This window comes from Dawidia cretensis, from assembly GCF_018598175.1.
Classification (GTDB): domain Bacteria; phylum Bacteroidota; class Bacteroidia; order Cytophagales; family Cyclobacteriaceae; genus Ohtaekwangia; species Ohtaekwangia cretensis.
Window position 1 is genome coordinate 1 of record NZ_JAHESE010000072.1, and the last position, 5,639, is coordinate 5,639.

General features: G+C 48.7%; 6 protein-coding genes and 1 tRNA gene. 5 read left to right on the plus strand and 2 right to left on the minus strand.

What is annotated here, in order from left to right:
- Positions 1-316: 316 nt before the first annotated feature.
- Both KK062_RS29615 and KK062_RS29620 read right to left on the minus strand, forming a co-directional pair.
- Positions 317-631: a T9SS type A sorting domain-containing protein gene (locus KK062_RS29615; protein WP_254088008.1), complete on the minus strand. Its 315-nt coding sequence runs from the start codon at positions 629-631 to the stop codon at positions 317-319.
- Positions 632-721: 90 nt separating this feature from the next.
- The gene (locus tag KK062_RS29620) at positions 722-1,099 is read right to left on the minus strand and encodes an MGMT family protein (RefSeq protein WP_254088009.1); all 378 of its coding nucleotides are present in this window, start codon (positions 1,097-1,099) and stop codon (positions 722-724) included.
- A 66-nt stretch (positions 1,100-1,165) separates the two neighbouring features.
- Here KK062_RS29620 and KK062_RS29625 point away from each other — a divergent pair, with 66 nt between their 5' ends.
- The 5 genes from KK062_RS29625 (at position 1,166) to KK062_RS29645 (ending at position 5,472) form a co-directional block, all read left to right on the plus strand.
- On the plus strand, positions 1,166-2,704 hold the full coding sequence (locus tag KK062_RS29625) for an Ig-like domain-containing protein (protein ID WP_254088010.1): 1,539 nt from the start codon (positions 1,166-1,168) through the stop codon (positions 2,702-2,704).
- 91 nt (positions 2,705-2,795) lie between these two features.
- Positions 2,796-2,880, plus strand: a tRNA-Ser gene (locus tag KK062_RS29630).
- Positions 2,881-3,128: 248 nt separating this feature from the next.
- Positions 3,129-4,409: a site-specific integrase gene (locus tag KK062_RS29635; protein ID WP_254088011.1), complete on the plus strand. Its 1,281-nt coding sequence runs from the start codon at positions 3,129-3,131 to the stop codon at positions 4,407-4,409.
- Positions 4,406-4,987, plus strand: a complete 582-nt coding sequence (locus KK062_RS29640) for a hypothetical protein (RefSeq protein ID WP_254088012.1) — start codon at positions 4,406-4,408, stop codon at positions 4,985-4,987. Before KK062_RS29635 ends, KK062_RS29640 begins: the two co-directional genes overlap by 4 nt.
- Before the next feature lie 53 nt (positions 4,988-5,040).
- Positions 5,041-5,472 (plus strand): alpha-amylase family protein, encoded by a 432-nt coding sequence (locus tag KK062_RS29645; RefSeq protein WP_254088013.1) that lies wholly within the window; start codon positions 5,041-5,043, stop codon positions 5,470-5,472.
- Positions 5,473-5,639: the final 167 nt, after the last annotated feature.

A 5,639-nucleotide genomic window follows, 5' to 3' on the forward strand; every position in this document is an offset into this window, starting at 1 on the left:
GAATAGGTACCCCACCGGCTAGTATTGACAAAAAATAACTGTTCTGATTCTATTTCCAAAGATATGAGTCTTCCGACCGAAGGGAGGGCGACTTGTGCCTGTCTAATGGCAGTCTTCAGACTGCCATCGAGGTCACGTCGTAACCATGGTAACCCTAAAACCACCACAGTTCCACCGACCACCTTCGTCCAGCAGCCGTGCCGTAGTACAAACCATATAAAAAGGAAAAGGCCACCTCTTGGACGAAGCAGCCTAAACCCGATTAAAACCAACCCCACTATTTCTTGATGAGTCCGCAGGTAAGCGGAGCTACATCTTATTTCTTAGTATACTGATACTCCTGTATCTTATTCCCTTTCGTCAGGCGTATTATGTACGTGCCATACTGAACACTTCCAAAATCGATCACAACCTTACGTTTCTGCAGTTGCTGAGAAGCCAGCAGATCACCGCTGACGTGGAATATCTCCACCGTTGCGCCGACAAAACCTTTCTCTGCTTTGAGGATAAAGAGACTGTTTTCACGGGCCGCAGGAGGCGCAGGCACCACAGCATCTTTCGCATGTGAACGCTGCACGGGGGCAGCGAAGAAGAGCAGGCCGACAACAAAAACTCTGATGAGGGGTTTCATAGTTAGTGTCTTTTGACAACGGTAATGCGAACGCTGTGCCACGCGCCAATTGGCGTAAATCAGCGTTAATAGCGGGTTGTCCGGAAAAATTTATCCCTTTTTGGGAGCGCGTTTTCTTGCTTTGGGTTTGTCGAGGGTGAGTTCCGTCGATGGATCCCAGAATACGTCGTTGAAGTGCTGGATTTTGTCTTTCACCACCTTCACGCCCTCTTTTTTGAGTCGCGACGCCATGGCGGAGGGCGGTTTGAAGTGAACCTTACCCGTAAGCAGGCCGTTGCTGTTAACGACACGATGCGCCGGAACGTCCTTTGGGCAGCCATGCATGGCCCATCCGACCATTCTCGCACCCGATTTCACTCCTAAGTAGTGTGCAATTGACCCATAGCTGGTCACCCGCCCTGACGGTATTAGACGGCACACTTCATACACATCGTCGAAGAAATTGGGTGCAGATTGCGTCTTTTTCATACCTGGCATGTCACAAAAACTCGATCTTGTTAACTTTACGACCTTTAAATAGCAAACTAGATTCTTGTGAAGCAATCCGCTCTTGTTCTTTTTCTGTCTCTGTGCTGTGCTGCTGCGTTTGGACAGTCTTCGCATTTGATCTTTCCGGACTCGACTGGCTGGAATGTACTGGATGAAAACCGGGAGCTGCGCTTCCAGGTAAAATCGCACGCCACCGCCACAAAATATTTCACCCTTGACGGCGCCGATGGCCTCGGCATCCAGTTCGACTCGCTTGGCAATTTTTATTGGAGGCCTTCCTACGACCTCGTAGACCGCGTGGCCCTTCAAAAAGATTTCTCCGTAATCTTCCAATGTGCCTACAGCGACGGCAAGCGCGACCGCAGAACGATTACGTTCACCGTGCGCCACATCAACCGCCCGCCGGTAGTGGAAGAGTTGCCAGTCTTCTACGTCAAGCAGGCCAGCCCGAACACCTTTCAGGTGGCCGGCGAATATGTATACGACCCCGACGGCGACCCGCTGGTCTTCCGTTCCATTCAATCGCAGATGCCGGAAGGCTCTTCGCTGTCATCGCTCGGCCAGCTTACCTGGACACCCTCGCGCAGCCAATTCGCCGGCCTTCGCGGCAACCCGCTCACGCTGGAGTTTGTCGTCCAGGATCAACCCGACAAAGCAGAAACCAAAGGCCGCATCAAGGTCGCTCAAACCCAACAGGATTTGCCGCCGGATATTCTGGTGGTACCCGTCGATACGCTGTTCTCCATTAAAGAAGACGAAACGCTCAACCTGAAGATCTACATTTCCGACCCCAACGGCGACGATAACGTACGCAATGTGGGCTTCGTCGCCAGCGACAAGCGCGTGCCGGCGTCGGCGCTGAAAGAAAACACCGCGCTGCAGTCCGAGTTTACCTGGACACCCGGCTACGATTTCGTAGACGACGCCCAGGTAGCGCGTACAATAGAGCTGGTATTCTTCGTGCTTGACAAGTCCAACAACCGAACGCAAAGAAGGATCCGCATCAAAATCGCCGATACCGAAAACCTGATTAAGAAGGATGCTCACCTGTTCCAGAAATACCGCGCCAACCTGGTAGACGCCATGATTCTGATCCAACAGCTCGATGCCAACCAAAAGAAACTGAACGCCGACTACAAGTCAGCCAAGAAAGGCAAAAAGCACCGCTCTATCGTCAATGCCTCACTGGGTGCTGTGACCGGCTTTACACCTGCGATGGTGGACAATGCTGACCAGTCGAAGATTGTGTCGGCTGTGGGGGGTACGACGGTACTGACCATGGGTACGCTGGAGGCCACTGAAGTAATCGGCCGTTCGAAAGATGCCATCCTGGAGAAGATTAAGATCAGCATCGATATCCGGAACCGCATACAGTCTTCGGGTGATGAGTTTGCCCGCCGTTATTCGTTGAAATCAGAGCGTCGGAAACCGGATTTTGATAAGGAGATTGAGAAGCTGCGGGCTATCCTGAACGACCAGCGTATAGTGCTGCTGGAGCTGGACGCATATCATAAGAACGTAGCCAAGGTCGACGACAGAGACATTAAAAAGACGTTTGTAGACTTCGCCGACGAGCAGAAATAGTGCTTTTCCGGCCTGGAAAAGAAAAGAGGCAGTGTTTTTTGCCAAAAAGGCAGAAACTGCTATCTTTGCCATCCTTAAAATAAACCGGTACAGAGGAATGGTAGAGCGGTTTATTGCACCGGTCTTGAAAACCGGAGACCGTAACAGGTCCGGGGGTTCGAATCCCTCTTCCTCTGCTGACAACAATGTCAAATCATTCAAAAGCCTGCAAATGACGAAATTTGCAGGCTTTTTTGTTTTTGGACCATTCAAATTATGCATCATTTCTCATGTTTTAGGGGGGAAATTGGTGAGTTCGTCCGAAGTCGAAAAAAGACTCACCAATTCTCTCGCAACGAATTGAAGATCAACCTGTTCAACCAGTGAACATCTTGATTCGCGGTGGCCGCAAGCATAGATTTATCCATGCTTAAACACCGTCGTTATGATGAACAATCGCTTTTCAGTACAATTCCATTTCAAGAAACCGAAACAGTCGAAACGAGCTGCTGCCCTGCCCATCTACATGCGCATAAGCGCCGCAGGGGAGCGCGCCGAGTATTCAACGCGTCGCCAATGGGACCCTGCACGTTGGGATAATGTCAACGGCCGAGCCGCGGGCACGCGGGAAGATGTGCGCATGTTAAATGCGTACCTAAGTACGCTACAAACGCGCGTGTATGAGGTGTATCTCCAGCTAATGGCAGACAAAGAACCCATTACCGCCGAAGCTTTAAAGGAAGGACTTCATGGGAAAAAGAAAGACGTCCGCACGCTTGTACCCATCTTTCAGCATCACAATGAACAGCTGGCCCTGCTGGTCGGCAAAGAGTTCGCTCCGGGCACGCAAGAGCGTTACGAAACAGCATTGGCACACACAGTCTCTTTTATTCAATGGAAGTATAAAAGAGACGACATAGCCATTGACGCATTAAACTTTGAGTTCGTATCCGAATTTGAATTTTGGTTGAAATCAGAGCGAGGCTGCTGCCACAATACATCTGTTAAGTACATCAGTAATCTTAAAAAGATCATCAACATTTGTCTAAAGAATGGGTGGCTCACACGTGATCCATTTCTCGGCTACAAGATGAATAAACGGGAAGTTGTTCGCGAAATCCTGACACAAGAAGATATCGACACTTTGGCTGCAAAGAATTTTGCCACGGCCCGCCTCAACATCGTACGAGATCTGTTCTTGTTCAGTTGCTATACCGGCTTAGCCTATGCCGATATTAAAAAATTGAAACGCTCTGAAGTGGCCACCGGAATAGACGGCGAGAAGTGGATCTTCACAAGCCGAAAGAAAACCGATACGCCTTCCCGCATTCCGCTCCTACCCCAGGCTCTGCATGTTGTCGAGAGATACGAGCACGATCCATTCTGTTCACATAAAGACGTTCTTCTGCCGGTGCCGAGCAATCAGAAGATGAACGCCTATCTGAAAGAAATCTCTGACCTGTGCGGTATCACCAAAAAAATGACCTCGCATACAGCACGACACACCTTTGCCACCACCGTAACACTTAGTAATGGTGTGCCGATTGAAACCGTAGGAAAAATGCTTGGCCATAGAAACCTGAAGACAACGCAACACTATGCTAAAATTCTCGATGGAAAAGTGAGCAACGACATGTTAGCATTACGCGGAAAACTGGACATGCAATCCAGAAAGCAGAACATCCCTCATGCAGATTCAAACAACAACCAAACGCCACAACCATGAATAAATTAGTCACATACCTGGAGAGCAAAGAAGTGATCTTTCACGGAGCGCTTGTGTTAATATTGCTATATGTTCCGCATGCCGGGCACCTGTTTATGCAGATGGAACATCTGGATATCAGTGTGTATGGCTACACCGCATTTAACTGGCTATATGGCATAGCCCTGGCAGCCGTTATAGAGTTCATAATTCTGATATTCATTATCAACGGCTATCGCAACACCGGTAAATTTTATGCCGTCGTGAGCTTTTTTCTGAACGCATTCTATTACGACTATTGGTTTGAGACGATTCAAAATCCTACGCTTGTAAACATCAAATTGACTTCTATTAGCTTTCTGATTTGCCTCGTTCATTCGCTTTCAGTTTGGCAGCTTAGCGAGCTGTTCTTTAAGCGGCTGGCTGGTGAAAAAGAAAAGGTCATTGAGCATTGGTGCCCGGAATGCGAAGCCGGGCCGTTTCCGAATAAGAGGTCGTTGGATGGCCATATATCAAAGGCACATAAACCCTCCAGACAAGTTCAGAAAAACGGCGTCGCTGCCATAAAAACGAAGGAAATCGAACTCCATAACCTTTAACCCAAATAATTATGAGGAACTTGTTTAATTTTGTAAACCAAACGGTGAGACCGATGAAAATGACAGTCTTAAAAAATGAATCAGGCATGCTTTCCGGCGTAGTAATACCCGCCGAAGAGTTGAACGAACTTAAGCGTTCACTAAAAGATGACTCTGAGTTTTTTAAGACATTAGAAGCTATTCTGAACGGGCAAAAAAGCTCGGCTGACAAATCAGAACTTCTATTCCCCAGCGGCTTAACTGTTGCTCAATTTGAAAGCCAGGCAAATGAAGTAACCCGCCAGTTATATTCCGATGCTTTTCAACGGGGGCTGCCGATGTATTACAAAGATGATCGCACAAAAGAGGCATCGCACTTTGTACGCGCTAATCCCGATGGCTCCGAAGATCTCGTTTCTTTTGATCCTGCTAAGAGATCGTATTCTTTCATTCAGCAGCTTGCACCGGCTGGCAAAGGCTATTGGTCTGACCTAATATCGGCTTAATATTCCGCTGCTATGACTCCGGAATTTTTCGTGATTGCCGGTCCCAATGGGGCTGGCAAAACTACTTATGGCCCTCGGCTTGTACCTGCTGGCGTGCCTATCTTCAATGGCGATCTGGTTTTCGCTGAGCTGGTAAAACAATATCCGCACATTGATCCCGAGCGGTT

Bases quoted from the DNA above. Each gene is read 5' to 3' on its own strand.
- KK062_RS29640 (WP_254088012.1), top strand. From the start codon at position 4,406: ATGAATAAATTAGTCACATACCTGGAGAGCAAAGAAGTGATCTTTCAC.
- KK062_RS29635 (WP_254088011.1), top strand. From the start codon at position 3,129: ATGATGAACAATCGCTTTTCAGTACAATTCCATTTCAAGAAACCGAAA.
- KK062_RS29645 (WP_254088013.1), top strand. From the start codon at position 5,041: ATGAAAATGACAGTCTTAAAAAATGAATCAGGCATGCTTTCCGGCGTA.
- KK062_RS29615 (WP_254088008.1), bottom strand. From the start codon at position 631: ATGAAACCCCTCATCAGAGTTTTTGTTGTCGGCCTGCTCTTCTTCGCT.
- KK062_RS29620 (WP_254088009.1), bottom strand. From the start codon at position 1,099: ATGAAAAAGACGCAATCTGCACCCAATTTCTTCGACGATGTGTATGAA.